At 72.5% G+C, this 15,344-nt stretch carries 18 protein-coding genes; 12 read left to right on the top strand and 6 right to left on the bottom strand.

What is annotated here, in order from left to right:
• From CFP66_RS27385 to CFP66_RS27375, 3 genes are all read right to left on the bottom strand, one after another.
• Positions 1 to 300, bottom strand: coding sequence for a hypothetical protein (locus CFP66_RS27385; protein WP_198961700.1), 300 nt, complete (start codon positions 298 to 300; stop codon positions 1 to 3).
• 124 nt (positions 301 to 424) lie between these two features.
• Complete coding sequence (locus tag CFP66_RS27380; RefSeq protein WP_094928187.1) at positions 425 to 856, bottom strand: TA system VapC family ribonuclease toxin; 432 nt, start codon at positions 854 to 856, stop codon at positions 425 to 427.
• Complete coding sequence (locus CFP66_RS27375; RefSeq protein WP_094928057.1) at positions 856 to 1,089, bottom strand: ribbon-helix-helix protein, CopG family; 234 nt, start codon at positions 1,087 to 1,089, stop codon at positions 856 to 858. Before CFP66_RS27375 ends, CFP66_RS27380 begins: the two co-directional genes overlap by 1 nt.
• A gap of 101 nt (positions 1,090 to 1,190) precedes the next feature.
• Here CFP66_RS27375 and CFP66_RS27370 point away from each other — a divergent pair, with 101 nt between their 5' ends.
• Genes CFP66_RS27370 through fdhD form a run of 6 tightly spaced genes read left to right on the top strand, consistent with a single transcriptional unit; the run spans position 1,191 to position 8,310 of the window.
• Positions 1,191 to 1,664: a formate dehydrogenase subunit gamma gene (locus CFP66_RS27370; RefSeq protein ID WP_094928056.1), complete on the top strand. Its 474-nt coding sequence runs from the start codon at positions 1,191 to 1,193 to the stop codon at positions 1,662 to 1,664.
• Positions 1,661 to 3,169: an NADH-quinone oxidoreductase subunit NuoF gene (locus CFP66_RS27365; protein ID WP_094928055.1), complete on the top strand. Its 1,509-nt coding sequence runs from the start codon at positions 1,661 to 1,663 to the stop codon at positions 3,167 to 3,169. Before CFP66_RS27370 ends, CFP66_RS27365 begins: the two co-directional genes overlap by 4 nt.
• Positions 3,166 to 5,991 (top strand): formate dehydrogenase subunit alpha, encoded by a 2,826-nt coding sequence (gene fdhF / locus CFP66_RS27360; RefSeq protein ID WP_094928054.1) that lies wholly within the window; start codon positions 3,166 to 3,168, stop codon positions 5,989 to 5,991. The genes CFP66_RS27365 and fdhF overlap by 4 nt, the downstream gene beginning before the upstream one ends.
• Positions 5,991 to 6,215 (top strand): formate dehydrogenase subunit delta, encoded by a 225-nt coding sequence (locus CFP66_RS27355; protein WP_094928186.1) that lies wholly within the window; start codon positions 5,991 to 5,993, stop codon positions 6,213 to 6,215. Before fdhF ends, CFP66_RS27355 begins: the two co-directional genes overlap by 1 nt.
• The gene (locus CFP66_RS27350) at positions 6,212 to 7,441 is read left to right on the top strand and encodes a molybdopterin molybdotransferase MoeA (RefSeq protein WP_094928053.1); all 1,230 of its coding nucleotides are present in this window, start codon (positions 6,212 to 6,214) and stop codon (positions 7,439 to 7,441) included. The genes CFP66_RS27355 and CFP66_RS27350 overlap by 4 nt, the downstream gene beginning before the upstream one ends.
• Positions 7,429 to 8,310: a formate dehydrogenase accessory sulfurtransferase FdhD gene (fdhD, locus tag CFP66_RS27345; protein WP_094928052.1), complete on the top strand. Its 882-nt coding sequence runs from the start codon at positions 7,429 to 7,431 to the stop codon at positions 8,308 to 8,310. The genes CFP66_RS27350 and fdhD overlap by 13 nt, the downstream gene beginning before the upstream one ends.
• A gap of 27 nt (positions 8,311 to 8,337) precedes the next feature.
• Here the strand turns inward: fdhD and CFP66_RS27340 are convergent, their stop codons facing one another.
• Complete coding sequence (locus CFP66_RS27340; RefSeq protein ID WP_369805176.1) at positions 8,338 to 8,733, bottom strand: DUF5313 family protein; 396 nt, start codon at positions 8,731 to 8,733, stop codon at positions 8,338 to 8,340.
• A 47-nt stretch (positions 8,734 to 8,780) separates the two neighbouring features.
• Here CFP66_RS27340 and CFP66_RS27335 point away from each other — a divergent pair, with 47 nt between their 5' ends.
• Positions 8,781 to 9,269, top strand: coding sequence for a MarR family winged helix-turn-helix transcriptional regulator (locus tag CFP66_RS27335; protein WP_233159757.1), 489 nt, complete (start codon positions 8,781 to 8,783; stop codon positions 9,267 to 9,269).
• Here the strand turns inward: CFP66_RS27335 and CFP66_RS27330 are convergent.
• Positions 9,237 to 10,472, bottom strand: a complete 1,236-nt coding sequence (locus tag CFP66_RS27330) for a right-handed parallel beta-helix repeat-containing protein (protein WP_094928051.1) — start codon at positions 10,470 to 10,472, stop codon at positions 9,237 to 9,239. The genes CFP66_RS27335 and CFP66_RS27330 overlap by 33 nt on opposite strands.
• 78 nt (positions 10,473 to 10,550) lie before the next feature.
• On the opposite strand from CFP66_RS27330, the gene CFP66_RS27325 reads away from it, so the two are divergent.
• Positions 10,551 to 10,796: a hypothetical protein gene (locus CFP66_RS27325; RefSeq protein ID WP_198961699.1), complete on the top strand. Its 246-nt coding sequence runs from the start codon at positions 10,551 to 10,553 to the stop codon at positions 10,794 to 10,796.
• On the top strand, positions 10,793 to 11,287 hold the full coding sequence (locus CFP66_RS27320; protein WP_094928049.1) for a PIN domain-containing protein: 495 nt from the start codon (positions 10,793 to 10,795) through the stop codon (positions 11,285 to 11,287). The genes CFP66_RS27325 and CFP66_RS27320 overlap by 4 nt, the downstream gene beginning before the upstream one ends.
• On the opposite strand, the gene hemW is transcribed toward CFP66_RS27320, so the two are convergent.
• Positions 11,270 to 12,487 carry a radical SAM family heme chaperone HemW gene (gene hemW / locus CFP66_RS27315; protein WP_094928048.1) on the bottom strand — a complete coding sequence of 406 codons (1,218 nt, stop codon included), beginning with the start codon at positions 12,485 to 12,487 and terminating at the stop codon, positions 11,270 to 11,272. The two genes, CFP66_RS27320 and hemW, sit on opposite strands and share 18 nt — an antisense overlap.
• Before the next feature lie 298 nt (positions 12,488 to 12,785).
• Here hemW and CFP66_RS27310 point away from each other — a divergent pair, with 298 nt between their 5' ends.
• Genes CFP66_RS27310 through CFP66_RS27300 form a run of 3 tightly spaced genes read left to right on the top strand, consistent with a single transcriptional unit; the run spans position 12,786 to position 15,341 of the window.
• Positions 12,786 to 14,450 (top strand): nitrite/sulfite reductase, encoded by a 1,665-nt coding sequence (locus tag CFP66_RS27310; RefSeq protein WP_094928047.1) that lies wholly within the window; start codon positions 12,786 to 12,788, stop codon positions 14,448 to 14,450.
• Positions 14,451 to 14,484: 34 nt separating this feature from the next.
• Positions 14,485 to 14,640, top strand: a complete 156-nt coding sequence (locus CFP66_RS27305; RefSeq protein WP_094928046.1) for an Insertion element protein — start codon at positions 14,485 to 14,487, stop codon at positions 14,638 to 14,640.
• Positions 14,637 to 15,341 (top strand): phosphoadenylyl-sulfate reductase, encoded by a 705-nt coding sequence (locus CFP66_RS27300; RefSeq protein ID WP_094928045.1) that lies wholly within the window; start codon positions 14,637 to 14,639, stop codon positions 15,339 to 15,341. Before CFP66_RS27305 ends, CFP66_RS27300 begins: the two co-directional genes overlap by 4 nt.
• The last annotated feature ends 3 nt before the right edge of the window (positions 15,342 to 15,344 follow it).

Raw genomic sequence — 15,344 nt, 5'->3', positions numbered from 1 at the left:
TCAGGCTCGACCGCTGATGCGGTCCACCGCTTCCTTGGCCTCCCGCAGCCCCGCGCCGGTCGCCTCGCGGTAGCTCTTGATCGCCTCGATCTGCCTGCCCCGCCGCAGCAGCGCCTCCACCTGCTCGAGGTGCGGTTCGGAGACCTCGACACCGAGGTGCTCGAGCAGCGCGTCCAGCTTGCGCTCGACGAGTGCCAGCCGAACCTGGTGCCGTCTCGCCTCCTGCCGGTTCGTCGACGCGCTCACTGCCGCCAGCACCAGCATGACGGTGACCGCCAAGCCCAAGATCGTGTAATCCACGGCCGGGGACCCTAGTGCCGCCTGGTGACGGCCTCATGATCCGAGGTATCGGGTGTCCTTTGCTGTCGCGACAACCATGAGCACCCGATACTGCGGATCTTGCCTGCGGTCGACTGCCGGCGGCTCAGGCCAGCACCGCGAGGTTCTCCGGGGTCGCGGCGGGGACGGCGGCGAGGACCACCGAGCAGTCGAAGGTGATGAACCGCCCTCCGTGCCGCACGGCGAGGGCCAGCAGGTAGGTGTCGGTCACCTGTCGCGGGCCGTGGAGCTTGTTCCGGTCGATGACCGCGTCGTCCAGGAGGCTGACGTCGCACGGCCAGAACTCGTGGTGAGGGGTGGCACAGGCGCGCTGCAGCAGGCGGACGGCCTGCGCCGGGGGTACCGGGCTCGGGTAGCGCGGCTGGCTGACGATCCGGACGAAGCCGTTCTGCGTGATCGCGCACGACGCCCATCCCGAGTCGATCTCCTCGTCGAGCCAGGCGCGAGCCCGCCGATGATCGACGTGATCGCTGTCGAGGAGCGCCAGCAGGACATTGATGTCAAGGAGGGCCCGCATCACTCCGGTTCGTCCTCACGGAGCCGATCGATCAGAGCGTTCGACACCGCCTTCCCCCGCGGCGGCAGCGGGTCGAAACCGTGGGCTCCCGAGGTGCGCTGCTCCGGGATCCCCTCGGTCAGGGCCTGCCGCGCCAGTTCGGAGAGGACCTCGCCGGCGCTCCGGTTCTCCCGCTGGGCCCGCTCGCGGACCGCGTGCAGCACGTCCTCGTCGATGTTCAGTGTGGTGCGCACGCATCAGATGCTACTGCATCACCGCGGTCATAACCCCTGCCTATCGGCGGATCACCAACTTTGCTTTGACCTGACCTAGGTCAGATCGGGACAGTGCTCCCATGACAACGACGTCCGTCGGGGAGCGCGTGGAGCGGGTGCGCGCGATCGCGACCGAACTGCGCGGCCTCCGCGGCCCCCTGCTGCCGATCCTGCACGCGGTCCAGCACGAGCTGGGTCACGTCGACGCCACCGATGTGCCGGTGATCGCCGACGTGCTCAACCTGTCCGTGGCCGAGGTGCACGGGGTGGTCACGTTCTACCGCGACTTCCGCCGCTCCCCCGCCGGCCGGGTCGCCGTCCGCGTCTGCCGGGCCGAGGCCTGCCGGTCTGTCGGGTCCGAGGCGCTCGCCGCGCACGCGCAGCGCCGCCTCGGTGTCGGGTTCGGGGAGACCACGTCCGACGGCGCGGTCACGCTCGACGAGGTCTTCTGCCTCGGCAACTGCGCCCTCGGGCCCGCGGCGCAGGTCGACGGCCGGTTGCACGGGCGCGTCACGCCCACCCGGTTCGACGCGCTGCTCGGGGAGACCCGGTGACGGCGCGCGTGTTCGTCCCGCGCGATGCCGCCGCCTGCTCCGTGGGCGCCGACGCGGTGGCCGAGCGGCTCGCCGCCCGCGACGCCGAGGTGGTGCGCACCGGCTCGCGCGGCATGCTCTGGCTCGAGCCGCTGGTCGAGGTCGAGACGCCGGCCGGACGCGTCGGGTACGGGCCGGTCGCGCCCGAGGACGTGGACGGGCTGCTCGCCGCGGGCATGCTCGAGGGGGCCGGCGAGAGCCTGGGCGTCGTCGAGGACCTGCCCTGGATGCGACGCCAGCAACGGGTCACGTTCGCCCGCGTCGGGATCATCGACCCGCGCTCGCCCGAGGACCACGAGGCCCACGGCGGGAACGCCGGGCTGCGGGCGGCGCTCGCACTCGCCCCGGCCGACGTGGTCGAGGCGGTGGTGGAGTCCGGGCTGCGGGGCCGCGGCGGGGCCGGGTTCCCGACCGGGATCAAGTGGCGCACCGTGCTCGGGGCGCAGGCCGACCTCAAGTTCGTCTGCTGCAACGCCGACGAGGGCGACTCGGGCACCTTCGCCGACCGGATGCTGATCGAGGGCGACCCGTTCACGCTGATCGAGGGCATGACGATCGCCGCGCACGCCGTCGGCGCCGCCGAGGGCTACGTCTACGTGCGCTCGGAGTACCCGGAGGCGGTCGAGGCGCTGAGCGCGGCCATCGAGGTGGCCCGGGAGCGCGGCTGGCTCGGCGATCGGGTGCTGGGCTCGGACCTGGCGTTCGACCTGCACGTGCGGGTGGGCGCGGGCGCCTACATCTGCGGCGAGGAGACCTCGATGCTGGAGAGCCTCGAGGGCAAGCGCGGCGAGGTGCGCGCGAAACCGCCCATCCCCGCGCTGGAGGGCCTGTTCGGCCGCCCGACCGTGGTGAACAACGTGCTGTCGCTCGCCTCGGTGCCCGCGATCCTCGCCCACGGCGCGCCGGCCTATGCCGCGCTCGGCACCGGGCGCTCCCGCGGCACGAGCGTCTTCCAGCTCGGCGGCAACGTCGCCCGCGGCGGCGTGTTCGAGACCCCCTTCGGGATCACGCTCGGCGAGCTGGTCGAGGAGTTCGGCGGCGGCACCGCGTCCGGCAGGCCGGTGCGCGCGGTGCAGGTCGGCGGGCCGCTCGGGGCCTACCTCCCGGCGTCGCGGTTCGACCTGCCGATGGCCTACGAGGAGTTCGCGGCGGCGGGCGCGATGCTCGGCCACGGCGGCGTGGTCGTGTTCGACGACTCCGTCGACATGGCCGCGATGGCCCGGTTCGCGTTCTCCTTCTGCGCCGAGGAGTCCTGCGGCAAGTGCACGCCGTGCCGGGTGGGCGCCGTCCGCGGCGTGGAGACGATCGACCGCATCACCGCAGGTCAGGAGCGCGAGAAGAACCTCGTGCTGCTCGACGACCTGTGCGAGCTCATGACCGACGGGTCGCTCTGCGCGATGGGCGGACTCACCCCGATGCCCGTGCGCAGCGCGATGCGGCACTTCGGAGAGGACTTCACACGATGAGCCTGCTGAAGGAACCTGATTTCGGCACCCCCGCCCGCGAGGGCGCCGCCACCGTCGGGGTGACGATCGACGGGGTCGCCGTCACGGTGCCGCCCGGGACGTCGGTGATGCGCGCGGCCAAGGAGGCCGGCCTCGACATCCCCAAGCTCTGCGCCACCGACTCCCTGGAGGCGTTCGGGTCGTGCCGGCTGTGCGTCGTCGAGATCGACGGCGCCCGCGGCACGCCCGCGTCGTGCACCACGCCCGTGGCGCCCGGGATGGTGGTGCGCACCCAGACCGAGAAGCTGGGCAAGCTGCGCCGCGGCGTCATGGAGCTCTACATCTCCGACCACCCGCTCGACTGCCTCACCTGCTCGGCCAACGGCGACTGCGAGCTGCAGGACATGGCCGGGGTCACCGGGCTGCGCGAGGTGCGCTACGGCTCGGGCGTCGACGCCGGTGCCAACCACATGGACCTGCTCACCGACACCTCCAACCCGTACTTCGACTTCGAGGCCTCCAAGTGCATCGCCTGCTCGCGTTGCGTGCGGGCCTGCGACGAGGTGCAGGGCACCCTCGCACTGACCATCGAGGGCCGCGGGTTCGACTCGAAGGTCGCTGTGGGCGCGGGCGTGCCGTTCATGGAGTCCGACTGCGTGTCGTGCGGCGCCTGCGTGCAGGCCTGCCCCACGGCCACGCTGCAGGAGAAGAGCGTCGTCGAGCTGGGGATGCCCAACCGCAGCGTGATCACCACCTGCGCCTACTGCGGTGTGGGCTGCTCGTTCAAGGCCGAGATGCGCGGCGACGAGCTGGTGCGGATGGTGCCCTACAAGGACGGGGGCGCGAACGAGGGCCACTCGTGCGTCAAGGGTCGGTTCGCGTTCGGCTACGCGAGCCACCCGGACCGGGTCATGGCCCCGATGCTGCGCGAGTCGATCGCCGACGAGTGGCGCGAGGTCTCCTGGGAGGAGGCGATCGGGTTCACCGCGCGGCGGTTGCGCGAGATCCAGGCCGAGCACGGCGCCGGCTCGATCGGGGCCATCACCTCCTCGCGCACCACGAACGAGGAGGTCTACGCGGTCCAGAAGATGGTGCGGGCGGTGTTCGGCAACAACAACGTCGACACCTGCGCGCGGGTCTGCCACTCCCCCACCGGCTACGGGCTCAAGCAGACCTTCGGCACGTCCGCGGGCACGCAGGACTTCAAGTCCGTCGCGAAGGCCGACGTCATCCTGCTGATCGGGGCCAACCCGACCGACGCGCACCCGGTGTTCGCCTCGCGCATGAAGCAGCGTCTGCGCAAGGGCGCCAAGCTGATCGTGCTCGATCCGCGGCGTATCGACCTGGTCCGGACCCCGCACATCGAGGCCGCCCACCACCTGTCGCTCGCGCCCGGCACGAACGTCGCGGTGATCAACGCGATGTCGCACGTGATCGTCACCGAAGGCCTCGTCGACCGCGAGTTCGTGCAGGAACGATGCGAGGACGTGGCGGGCTGGGAGGAGTTCATCTCCCGCCCGGAACACAGCCCGGAAGCGGTGGAGGCGATCACCGGGGTGGCCGCGGACGAGCTGCGCGCCGCGGCCCGGTTGTACGCGACCGGTGGCAACGGCGCGATCTACTACGGCCTCGGGGTCACCGAGCACAGCCAGGGCTCCACGACGGTGATGGGGATGGCCAACCTCGCGATGGCCACCGGCAACATCGGCCGCGAGGGCGTCGGGGTGAACCCGCTGCGCGGGCAGAACAACGTGCAGGGCTCCTGCGACATGGGCTCGTTCCCGCACGAGCTGCCCGGCTACCGCCACGTGGCCGACGACGACGTCCGCGACATCTACGAGCAGCTGTGGGGCACGCCGATCCTGTCCGAGCCGGGCCTGCGCATCCCGAACATGTTCGACTCGGCGATCGACGGCTCGTTCCGGGCGTTGTTCGTGCAGGGCGAGGACATCGCCCAGTCCGACCCGAACACGCAGCACGTGCACGCCGCGTTGGCCGCACTCGACCTCGTCGTGGTGCAGGACCTGTTCCTCAACGAGACGGCGAAGTTCGCGCACGTGCTGCTGCCCGGCACCTCGTTCCTGGAGAAGGACGGCACCTTCACCAACGCCGAGCGCCGCATCAATCGGGTCCGGCCGGTGATGGCGCCGAAGACCGGCAAGCACGAGTGGGAGATCGTCTGCGAGATCGCGCAGGCGATGGGCTACCCGATGCATTACGACTCGTCGAGCCAGATCATGGACGAGATCGCGCTCACGACGCCGACGTTCGCCGGGGTCTCGTTCGCCCACCTCGACCAGGTCGGCAGCGTCCAGTGGCCGTGCAACGAGGCCGCTCCCGACGGCACGCCGATCATGCACGCGGACGGGTTCGTCCGCGGCAAGGGCCGGTTCATGGAGACCGTCTACGTGCCCACGAGCGAGCGCAGCACGCGGAAGTACCCGCTGATCCTCACCACCGGCCGAATCCTGTCGCAGTACAACGTCGGGGCGCAGACCCGCCGCACCGCCAACGTCGCCTGGCACCCGGAGGACCTGCTGGAGGTGCACCCGCACGACGCCGAGGTGCGCGGCATCACCGACGGCGACATGGTCAGCCTGGCCAGCCGGGTCGGGCGGACGACGCTGCGGGCGCTGGTCTCCGAGCGGATGCCGGTAGGCGTCGTCTACACGACGTTCCACCACCCCGTCACCGGGGCGAACGTCGTCACCACCGACAACTCCGACTGGGCCACCAACTGCCCGGAGTACAAGGTCACCGCGGTGCAGGTGGCGCTGTCACCCGCGCAGGCGGCGGTGCGCGACGAGCAGGCCGCGCAGCCGGTCGCGACGGCGGGGCAGTGATGGGCACGACGACCGTTCCGCCGCACGTCCGGCTGGTCAACGAGATCGCGGTGCAGTTCGCGCACCGCCCTGCCGAGGAGGCCGCGGCCGCGATCGCCGTGCACCTGCGGGCGTTCTGGGAGCCGCGGATGACCGCGGCCCTGCTGGCGCACGTCGACGCCGGTGGTCCGGGGCTCGAACCGGTGGCGTCGCGGGCGGCCGAACTGCTGCGAGCTCAACCATGACAGCAACGGGCCTCGTCCCCTCGGCCGTGAGTGGATACGAGTGCTCCAGCACCCGTATCCACTCACGGCCTTGGGATGCGGCGCGCGAGCGGGCCCACGCGGCCGCGGCGCCGCTCCCGCCGGTGCTCCTCCCACTCGCGGAGGCCGCCGGCGCCGTGCTCGCCGAGCCGCTGGTCGCGGAGGGTGACCTGCCACCGGTGGACCGGTCGGCGATGGACGGCTACGCCGTGCGCGGGCCGGGGCCGTGGACGGTCCTGGGCGCGGTCGGCGCGGGCGCACCGGCACCGGCAGGGCTGCTCGAGGGCGAGGCGCGGGCGGTGGTCACCGGCTCCGCCATCCCCGCCGCCACGGACGCGGTGCTGCCCGACGAGGACGCCGTGCGCACCGGCGACCGGCTCACCGGCGCGGTGGCCCCGGGGCGGCACGTCCGGCGGGCCGGCGAGGAGTGCGCGGCCCGCGAGGAGCTGGTGCCCGCGGGCGCCGTCGTGCGCGCGGCGGTGCTCGGGCTGGCGGCGGCGCTCGGCGAGGACGTGCTGCGGGTGAACCCGCAGCCGCGCGTCGCCGCGCTGGTCACGGGCGACGAGCTCGTCGGTTGCGGTCGGCCCGGGCCGGGGCGGGTACGCGATGCGATCGGGCCGATGCTGCCCGGGCTCGTGGCGCAGGCGGGCGGCCACGCGGAGACCGTCGTCGGGCTGCCGGACGAGCGGGCCGCGCTCGTCACCGCGCTGGCCGGCACGGACGCGGACCTGCTGCTCGTCTCCGGGTCCTCCGCGGCGGGGCCGGCCGACCACCTGCGCGCGGCGCTGGCGGAGCTGGGCGCCGAGCTCCTCGTCGACGGCGTGGCCTGCCGGCCGGGGCACCCCCAGTCGCTCGCGCGGCTGCGCGACGGCCGGCTGGTCGTGGGCCTGCCCGGCAACCCGCTCGCCGCGCTCGCCGCGTTCCTCACGCTCGCCGGGCCGGTGCTCGCCGGGCTGCGGGGCGCGCCGCTGCCCGCCCTCGTCGCGGCACCCGTCCCGGGTGGGCTGGCCCGCCACGCCACCAGCACCCGGCTGGTTCCGGTGCGGGTCCGGCACGGCGGCGTCGAGACGGTCGGCCACGGCGGCGCCGCCATGCTCCGCGGCGCCGCCGTCGCCGACGCCCTGGCCGTCGTCGATCCGGGCCCGGCCGCGGCGATCGCCGCCCGGCTGCTGCCCCTCGATCCGGGAGCGAACCCGTGGGCCGGCTGATCGCGCGCCGGTCCGTCCGGCGGATCGGGCCCGAGGGCAGCTCCCGCCGCGTCGACGCCCTCGCGGTCGAGGAGCCGCTCGAGCTGCGCGTGGGCGGGCGCGCCCTCGCCGTGACCATGCGGACGCCGGGGCACGACGTGGAGCTCGCGCACGGGTTCCTGCTCACCGAAGGGGTGATCGGCAGCGGCGCCGACGTCCGCGACGCGCGCTACTGCGATTCCCAGGACGCGGACGGCCGCAACACCTACAACGTGCTCGACGTCGGGCTGGCGTCCGGCGTCCCCGCCCCGGACCCCGGGGTGGAGCGCAACTTCTACACCACGTCCTCGTGCGGCGTGTGCGGCAAGGCGTCGCTGGACGCGGTGCGGCTGCGCACGCGGCACTCACCTGCCGACGACCCGGTACGGGTGGCGCCCGCGCTCCTCGCGACCCTGCCCGACGTGCTGCGTGACCAGCAGCGGGTGTTCGACCGCACCGGCGGCCTGCACGCGGCGGGCCTGTTCACCGCCGAGGGCGAGCCGCTGGTGGTGCGCGAGGACGTCGGACGGCACAACGCGGTGGACAAGGTGCTCGGCTGGGCGCTGCTGCAGGGCCGGGTGCCCGCCCACGGGCACGTGCTGGTGGTGTCCGGCCGAGCGTCGTTCGAGCTCGTGCAGAAGGCCGTGATGGCCGGGGTACCGGTCCTGGCAGCGGTCTCGGCACCGTCCTCGCTGGCGGCGGACCTGGCGCAGGAATGCGGCCTGACCCTGGCAGCCTTCGTGAGGAACGGAAGGATGAACGTGTACTCCCACGGCTCCCGGGTGCTCGCGCCCGCGAAGCGCGACTCCACACAGCCAGCCCCCACTTCACACACCGTCGGCATTGTGTGAAGTGACCGCTGGGTGTGTGGAGTGGCCTCAGGGGTCGCGGCGCCAGCGCTCGGCGTAGCGCTGCTCGCGTGCGGCTCGGCCTTCCGCGTCGCCGTCCTCACGCGTCCGTGCCGCCGTGCCGCGCGGGTAGCCGGCCTTCATCGCCCGGTGCTCGGCCGACTCGTACATGTAGGCCAGCGAGTAGAACAGGCCGATCAGCGCCCCGCCGAGCACCGCGGAGGCCCGTACCCACACCGGGCCCGGCAGCAGCAGGTAGATCACCACCAGCAGCGGCAGGAGCTGCACCACGGCGCGCAGGAGGTGCCGCAGCTGCCAGGTGCGGGCGGTGACGTCGTGCAGCACCCACTCGCGGTGTGCCGCCGGGAGGCCGGCGCCGTAGGAGTAGGCCAGCCAGCGCAGCGGGCCGGGACGGCGGACGGTCACGATCAGCACCCCAATGGTTGGCGTCCCAAGTATCGTACCCTGTCCCCGTGCCCCTCGACTCGACGAGTGACCTGCTCCGCCTGGACCGCCAGGTCTGCTTCGCACTGTCCGTGGCGGCGCGCAACGTGGTGGCGCTCTACCGGCCGCTGCTCGAGCCGATGGGCCTGACGCACCCGCAGTACCTCGTGATGCTCGCCCTCTGGGAACGCTCGCCCCGCTCGCTCTCCGACCTCGCGAGCGTGCTCTCCCTCGACCCCGGCACCCTGTCGCCGCTGCTCAAGCGACTGGAGAGCGCCGAGCTCGTGGTCCGGCGGCGGGTGCAGGGCGACGAGCGCACCCTGGCCATCGGCCTCACCGAGCGCGGGCAGGCCCTGCGGTGCGAGGCCGAGCGGATCCCGCCCGCCGTGGTGGAACGGCTCGGCATGCCGCTGGCCGACCTGGAGCGCCTGCGCGAGGTGCTGGGCGACGTGATCGCGGCGACGCGCGCCGGATCAGGGGCCGGATCAGGGACAGGGCGCGGTGATGTCCCCGGGTGAGGTGCCGTCCACCGCCTGGGCCGCGGTGACGCTGTTGCCGCAGAACGCTCCCTGCGGGGCGTCGGTGCCGATGCGCACCGGCTCGGCCGCGGATCCGGAGAGGGTGTTGTCCTCCAGGGAGTTCCCGCCGTTGTCGTAGTCGTCCTCGTCGTCGCTCTGGATCTTGACGTTCCACCCGGCGCTGTCGGCGATCACGTTGCCGCGCACCACGTTGTCGTGGCCGCGCAGCTCGATGTTGCTGCCGTTGAACTCTCGGGGCTCCGTGTTGGCCGAGCACTCGTTGTCCTCGAACACGTTGTGGTGTGCGTTCTCCTTGACGTCGAGGCACTCGGCACCGAACGTCCGGATGATGTTGCCCGTGACGACGTTGTTCGAGCTGGTGTCGTTCTCGTGCATCGGCTGGTTGTCCGATGCCGGGCTCGTGCCGATGTAGACGCCCTCGCCGTTGCGGTAGGGGAACCGGTCGTCGTCCTCGTCCTCGTCGTCCCCCTCGTCCCTGCTGCCGAGCAGGCCGCAGTACTGGATCACCGAGTCGGTGATCGTGTTGCCGTTCGCGTTGTTGCGCAGGCGCACGCACTCGGTGCCGGCCTCGGTGAGGAACATGTTGCGGATCGCGGTGCCGGTGACGTCGCGGGTCGTGTCCGACGAGCCGATGTAGATCAGCTTGCTGTCCTCGACCTGCGCCTGAACGCCGTCCTTGAACGCACCGATCGAGGCGAGATCGGTGGGCAGCTGCGTGCCGTCGAGCCGCTCCTGCCCGTCGATCGTGAAGCCTTCGAGCGTGTAGTGGTTGTGGTCGATGTTGACGATGCGCCCCGTGCCGTACAGCACGGCCTGGTGGCGCCCGGCCGCATCCGTGCCGGTCTCCGGGCCCCTGATGGTGATCGGTGCTTCGGCGGTGCCGTCCCGCATGGTGGTCAGCGTCTCGCGGTACTCGCCCGGCGCGAGGTTGATGACGGTGCCGGCCTCGGCCTCGTCCAGCGCGGCCTGGATGGTCGACAGCGGCGCGGCCTGCGACCCGTCCCCGGTGTCGTCGTTGCCCGTGGGGCTCGCGTACAGCTGCCGGAGCTCGACGCCCGACCCTGGCGGCGGGGCCGGTGGCGCGCTGCTCAGCGAGACGAAGAGGAACACGGCCAGGGCGACGATCGCGGCGACCGCGACCGCGGCGATCACGACCGGCCGGCTCACGGTGATCGGGGGCACGGCACGAGTCTTGCGGGCGCACGTTGATGCCGGTGTGAAGAGGCCGCCGCCGTGAGGTACGCCTGCTAATGTATGTGCATGTTGGAGCGACGCCTGCAGATCCTTCTCGACGAGGGCCGCTACCAGCGCATCTCATCCTTGGCGAAGGCGCGTGGGGTGTCGGTGGCCACCGTCGTGCGGGAGGCGATCGACCACGGGCTGCCCGCCGAGCCGGCGCGGCGTAGAGCTGCCGCCCGGCTGCTGCTCTCCGCCGAGCCGATGCCCGTACCCCGGCCCGAGGCCCTGCGCGGCGAGCTGGACGAGCTGCGGGGACGCCACGAGTGATCGTTCTCGACACCACGGTGCTCGTGTACGCGGTGGGCGATGCGCACGAGTACCGCGAACCGTGCCGGCGTCTGATCGCAGCGATCGAATCCGGCGTGGTCGACGCCACGACCACGCACCAGGCGGTGCAGGAGTTCGCGCACGTCCGCGCCCGGCGCCGCAGCCGTGCCGATGCCGTCGAGCTCGCGACCGCCTACATCGACCTCCTCTCGCCGCTGCTGACGGTCGACGAGGCCGACCTCGCCGGCGGCCTGCAGCTCTTCGGCGGGCACGAGCGGCTCGGTGCGTTCGACGCCGTCCTCTGCGCGAGCGCGCTGGCCGCGGACGCCGCCGTGATCTCCGCGGATCGCGCCTTTGCCGGGATACCGGGCCTGCGTCACGTCGTACCCGACGCAGACGGCGTGGGGTCCCTGCTGGACAGCGATGCTCGTTCGACCGGGGCCGAGAGCCGCCGCGCGGTTCCCCGGCCGCGCTCACATCGTCGTCGGTGACGCTCCGGCCGTGGCCGGCGCCAGCAGCGCGTGCACGACGCCGTCGGCGAGCAGGCGGCCCCGGCGGGTGAGCACCGCACGGCCACCGGCCAGTGCCGCCTGGTCGAGCAGGCCGTCGTCGGCGGCACGGGCGGCGGCCGTGGCCCCGGCCTCGTCGAGCAGCTCCAGCGGGAGCCCGCTCGCCAGCCGCAGCCTCAGCATCACGCGCTCGGTGTGCCGCTCGTCGTCGGTGAGCAGCTCGCGGTCCGCCTCCGGGGACCCGCCCTCGGCCAGCAGCGCCGCGTACCGCGCCGGGTGCTTGACGTTCCACCAGCGCGCGCCCGCGAGGTGCGAGTGCGCTCCCGGACCGAGACCCCACCAGTCGCCGTCGAGCCAGTAGCCGAGGTTGTGCCGGCACGCGGCGTCCTCGTCCCGCGCCCAGTTCGACACCTCGTACCACGCCATCCCGGCCGCGGTGAGCCGCTCGTCGATCAGCTCGTAGCGGGCGGCGGCCACGTCGTCGTCGGGCGCGGGGAGCTCGCCGCGGTTCACCCGCCGGGCAAGTGCGGTGCCGTCCTCCACGATGAGCGAGTACGCCGAGACGTGGTCGACGCCGGCGTCGAGCACGGCGTCGAGCGAGGCGCGCAGGTCGTCGTCGGTCTCGCCGGGCGTGGCGTAGATCAGGTCCAGGTTGACGTGCGCGAGCCCCGCGGCCCGCGCCTCCCGCGCGGCGGCCACCGCCCGGCCGGGAGTGTGCCGGCGCTCCAGCACCCGCAGCACGTGCGGCGCGGCCGACTGCATGCCCAGCGACACGCGGGTGAACCCGGCCTCGGCCAGGCCGGTGAAGAACTCCGGCGAGGTCGACTCCGGGTTCGACTCGGTGCTGACCTCCGCACCCGGCGCCAGCCCGAAGGCCTGCCGGACCGCGTCCAGCACCTCACCGAGCCGGGCCGCGCCCAGCAGCGACGGCGTGCCGCCCCCGACGAACACCGTGTCGACCGGCCGCGGCCCGACCGTGGCGACCGCGAGGTCCAGCTCCCGGCGGACGGCGTCCAGCCACCCGTCCGGAGAGGCGCCGGAGCCGTCCAGCTCGGAGGCGGTGTAGGTGTTGAAGTCGCAGTAGCCGCAGCGCGCCGCGCAGAACGGCACGTGGACATAGATCCCGAAGGGCGGCACGAGAGTCCAGTCTAGCCCCGACCCCACCCCGCACCTTGGAGCCATAGCGCTGCTCAGAGGGCGTGAGAACAGCAGTGAGGCTCCAAGGTGGGGTATCGGGGCGTGTGACACCGCTCCCAGCATGCGGACGCCCATGGCTCGTGGACCGGACACGTGGCAACCTGGTCACGTGCATGCGCTCACCCTGCGACTCGTGGCCCGCCGCCACGTGGATCTGCGCCGGGTGTGCAGCGCGCTCTGTCGGTCCCGCTGATCTCGCGTCCCCGACCCCACCACCTCAGCACCAGCCCGCCCGTCCGGTAGCCCGGGCGGTCCGGCCGTGCTGTGATCCGGAGGCACCGCCTTGCCCCCCACCACCCCTGTCAAGCGCAAGCGCGGCGAAGGCCAGTGGAAGCTGGGCCATCGCGAGCCGCTGAACCCCAACGAGCGCACCAAGCGCGACGACGACGGTCTCAACGTCCGCGCGCGGATCGAGAACATCTACGCCAAGGGCGGGTTCGACTCGATCGACCCCGCCGACCTGCGCGGCCGCATGCGCTGGTGGGGCCTGTACACCCAGCGCAGGCCCGGCATCGAGGGCGGCCGCACCGCCGCGCTCGAGCCCGAGGAGCTCGACGACCGCTTCTTCATGCTGCGGGTCCGCATCGACGGTGGGGCCCTGTCCACCGACCAGCTCCGGGTGGTCGGTGAGATCAGCCAGGAGTACGCGCGCGACACCGCCGACGTCACCGACCGGCAGAACATCCAGTACCACTGGATCCAGATCGAGGACATGCCGACGATCTGGCAGAAGCTCGAGGACGTCGGCCTGCTCACCACCGAGGCCTGCGGGGACACCCCGCGCGTGATCCTCGGCTCCCCGGTCGCCGGCATCTCGGTGGACGAGAAGGTCGACGGCACGCCGGCCGTGCGCGCCATCCTCGACCGCTACATCGGCAGCCCCGAGTTCTCCAACCTGCCGCGCAAGTTCAAGACCGCCATCTCGGGGCAGCAGGACATCGTGCACGAGACCAACGATGTCTCCTTCGTCGGAGTCGACCACCCCGAGCACGGGCCCGGCTTCGACCTGTGGGTGGGCGGCGGGCTGTCCACCAACCCGAAGCTCGCGCAGCGGCTGGGCGCCTGGGTGCCGCTGGAGGACGTCCCGGAGGTGTGGAAGGGCGTCGTCTCGATCTTCCGGGACTACGGCTACCGCAGGCTGCGCAACCGCGCGCGGCTGAAGTTCCTGATGGCCGACTGGGGCCCCGAGGAGTTCCGCCGGGTGCTGGAGCAGGAGTACCTGGGCCGCGAGCTCGTGGACGGCCCCGCGCCGGAGATCCCCGCGTTCCCGATCGACCACGTCGGCGTGCACAGGCAGAAGGACGGCCGCAACTACGTCGGCGCCGCCACCGCGTCCGGCCGCGTCTCGGGCTCCACGCTGGTCGCGCTCGCGAAGGCCGCCCAGGCGGCGGGCTCGCAGCGGGTGCGCCTCACGCCGTACCAGAAGATCGTGGTGCTCGACGTCGCCGACGCGCAGGTCGACTCCCTCAAGGCCGAGCTCGCGACGCTGGGCCTGCACGCCGACCCGTCGCCGTGGCGGCGCTCCACGATGGCGTGCACGGGCATCGAGTTCTGCAAGCTCGCGATCGTCGAGACCAAGGAACGGGCGATCCGCCTGGTCGAGGACCTGGAGAAGCGCCTCGCCGACGTGCACCCCGACGTGCCGATCTCGATCCACCTCAACGGCTGCCCGAACGCCTGCGCCCGCACCCAGGTGGCCGACATCGGGCTCAAGGGCATGATCGTCGCGGACGCCGACGGCAACCAGGTCGAGGGCTTCCAGGTCCACCTGGGCGGAGGCCTCGGCCTCGACTCCGGGTTCGGCCGCAAGCTGCGCGGCCTCAAGGTCACCAGCGCCGAGCTGGGCGAGTACGTCGAGCGCCTCGTGCGCCGGTTCGGCGAGCAGCGGGCCGACGGCGAGCGCTTCGCGCAGTGGGTGCTGCGGGCCGAGGAAGCGGATCTCAAATGACCGCCGACGTGCTTACTCCCGCGGAGGCGGCGTCATGAGTGAGCGAGCGGTTCCCTTCTACTGCCCCTACTGCGGCGAGGAGGACCTGCGTCCCGCCGAGGCGTCCCACGGCGCCTGGTACTGCGCGGCCTGCCTGCGCACCTTCACCCTGAAGATGATCGGCATCGGAGTTCCGGAGGTAGCGCGATGAGCGTGGCTACAGAAACCGATCTGCGTGCGGTCGCCGAGCGTGGCGCGGCCGAACTCGGCCCGGACGCCACCGCGCAGCAGGTACTCACCTGGGCCGCGGAGACGTTCGGCCACCGCATGATCGTCGCGTCCAACATGCAGGACGCGGCGCTGGTCGAGCTCGCCGCGAAGGCGCGGCCCGGCGTCGACGTGCTGTTCCTCGACACCGGCTACCACTTCGCCGAGACGATCGGCACCCGCGACGCGGTCGAGACCGTCTACGACGTGCGGATCGTCAACGCGACGCCGGAGCACACCGTCGCGGAGCAGGACCAACTGCTGGGCAAGGACCTGTTCGCCCGGGAGCCCAACCAGTGCTGCGCGCTGCGCAAGGTGGCCCCGCTGCAGAACACCCTCGCCGGCTACGACGCGTGGGTCACCGGCGTCCGCCGCGTCGAGGCGCCGACCCGGGCCGGCACGCCGCTGGTGACCTACGACGAGAAGTTCGGGCTGGTGAAGATCAACCCGATCGCCGCCTGGAGTGACGAGGAGATGGATGCCTACATCGACGAGCACGGGATCCTGGTGAACCCACTGGTCGCCGAGGGCTACCCGTCGATCGGCTGTGCGCCGTGCACGGCCAAGCCGGCACCGGGCGCCGACAAGCGCTCCGGGCGCTGGGCGGGCACCGGCAAGATCGAGTGCGGGCTGCACGTCTCATGACCG

The sequence above is a fragment of the Pseudonocardia sp. MH-G8 genome, assembly GCF_002262885.1.
Classification (GTDB): Bacteria; Actinomycetota; Actinomycetes; order Mycobacteriales; family Pseudonocardiaceae; genus Pseudonocardia.
The sequence above is the reverse complement of the archived record's forward strand: the minus strand, read 5'-3'. Positions and strand labels throughout refer to the sequence as shown.